Genomic DNA, 2322 nt, shown 5'->3' on the forward strand with positions numbered 1-2322 from the left:
TTAGTTGGAGCTGTTCCAACTAAAATAATTTCAGAAACAGGTTCAAGCGTCACTTGATCAGAAATCATTTCGCTTTTTACGATTTCTTGATTCTCATGATAATGACGAGTCACCACTGTACGTTGACCTCGAACACCTGATTGTATGACTTTTGATTGCCCTTGAGACAATTCATCGGAATATTGGTATTTTGTCTGATAAGGAAGTTCTTGAACTGACTCCTGCTCACTAATTTTTAGTTCTGGCAAGTCATAAACGGTGCTTAGACGAGCAGACTCTCTCTCCTTAGCAGCTATAGCTTCTCTTTCTCCCTCAGTTAAAGCATCACCCTTATCCGAAACAATCTCTTTCATATCAGGATTTGTTTCACTCGGCTTAAGTTCACTTCCCTTCTCTTTCTCTAAATCAAGTGTCAGATTTTCCTTCAGAGCAGAATGAGCTAAATGACTATCATTTTGTTCTTCATTCTTTAGATAACCGATATAGTCGTAACCGTCAATTTTCAATGGCGCTGGAAGTGCATCTCCAAGACCCAAGTTAAGACTTTGATTATATGCCACAAGTTCGATATTCGTCACTGCTAAGACTGTTGGAGATAGCAGTATGGATCCCATTCCAGTTACCAACAAGATCGAAGATAAATACCTCTTCCCATTTCTGCCTCTAACAACTACAAGCACTAGTAATGCAAGACCCATCGCTGTAAAAGTTGATTCCCAAAGGCCGGAGTGACCTGTCTTAGGTAATACTCCAGACGAATCCCCTTGAGTAGTCGGACGATAAACTAAGTAATAGGTCTCTGAAGCATTCTCAACATGCTTTGGAATCTCCCTGATCAAGGCACTCTTCTCTGCCTCCGTCAATTCAGACTCCACTACGTAGTGGTATTTGACCTGAGCAGACTGCTGACTTTGAATTTCTGCTGCCTTTACAGAAGTCAAGTCCCCAGTTATTTGCCCACTCAAAAAGAAGCTTCCAATAGTCGCCGAAACGAGCCCAACGGACAACTTCCGGAAAGAAAAGCGCTGTCGTTTTTCTCCATAAAACTGATGTGTCATTCTAAAGATTTCCTTTTCAATATATTATTCAATCCTTTCTATTCTACCTGATTTCACTTGATTATTCAAATTATTTGTCGCGATTTTTAGAAGTAACACATGCTTTTTAAAAGTACCAAAAAACGACTCCTCTTTTTAAAAAATCTCAAAAATCAATTTAAAACGAACTCCAAAATTATTAGATTTCCCCCCTTTGTCCTAAACTTTTTCCAACAAAAAAGAGAGAAATAACTTTCTCTCTTTTACATTTTTATCTCATCTTAAACTATGAGACAACTTGATTCTATTATGATTATTTCGCTTCAAATCCTTCTGCAACTGCATCCGCAAAGTTTTCTTCTACGATGCTTGCACAGTGGTCACAGATGACTGCATGGTAGCTACGTTCTGCAGTAGTTGGATCGATACGACGGCAGCGGTCACATACTTCACCTGCAGCGCGTTTAACTGTAAAGGCTACATCTTCGAAGCTAACGGCAGCTTCTGGCGCTGTACCTTCAGCGATGGTCAATTCTGACACGATCAAAAGTTGAGCCACATTGCTATCTACTGCTCCAAGAAGAGTTTTCACAACTTCGTTTGGATAAACTGTCAAGTGTGCTTCGAGTGATTTCCCGATTACTTTTGCATTACGTGCTTCTTCCAAGGCTTTTTGAGCTTGTCCGCGGAAGTCCATGAAGGCTGCCCATGTATCCAGGATTTCTTCTTGGTTGGCAAAAGTTTCCGCTTCTGGCAATTCAGACAATTGCACAAATTCTTCAGCTTCAAACTCAAGATATGACCAGATTTCCTCTGCTGTGTGAGGAAGGATTGGTGTCAAGAGTTTAGTGATTTTGACAAGAATGTCATAGAAGACAGTTTGCATTTGACGGCGTTCGAGTGATTTGGCACCCTCGATGTAAACAACGTCTTTGGCAAAGTCAAGGTAGAAGGCTGACAAATCAACGTTGATGAAGTTCACCAAGGCCTTGTAGATTGTCAAGAATTCAAAGTTAGCATAAGCATCACGAATCGTTTTCACAAGCTGGTTAAAGCGAATGGTCATGTACTTGTCAACAGAACGAAGCTCATCGTAAGCTACTGCGTCTTGAGCTGGGTTAAAGTCAGATGTATTGGCAATCAAGAAACGAAGAGTGTTACGGATCTTACGGTAAGTTTCAGAGACTTGGCTCAAGATATCCATAGAGATACGCACGTCGTTGCTTGAGTCCACACTTGTTACCCAGAGACGCAAGATTTCCGCACCAAATTGTTTTTCAACATC

Annotated in this window: 2 protein-coding genes; both read right to left on the bottom strand. The window is 40.8% G+C overall.

The window, feature by feature from the left end:
- The coding region (locus GMD4S_RS08020) for a G5 domain-containing protein (RefSeq protein WP_000149612.1) at positions 1-1058 on the bottom strand (1058 nt) is incomplete at its 3' end.
- Between the two features lie 292 nt (positions 1059-1350).
- Positions 1351-2322: class I tRNA ligase family protein (locus GMD4S_RS08025; protein WP_000223555.1), on the bottom strand; the 972-nt coding region annotated here is incomplete at its 5' end.

The organism is Streptococcus sp. GMD4S, from assembly GCF_000296955.1.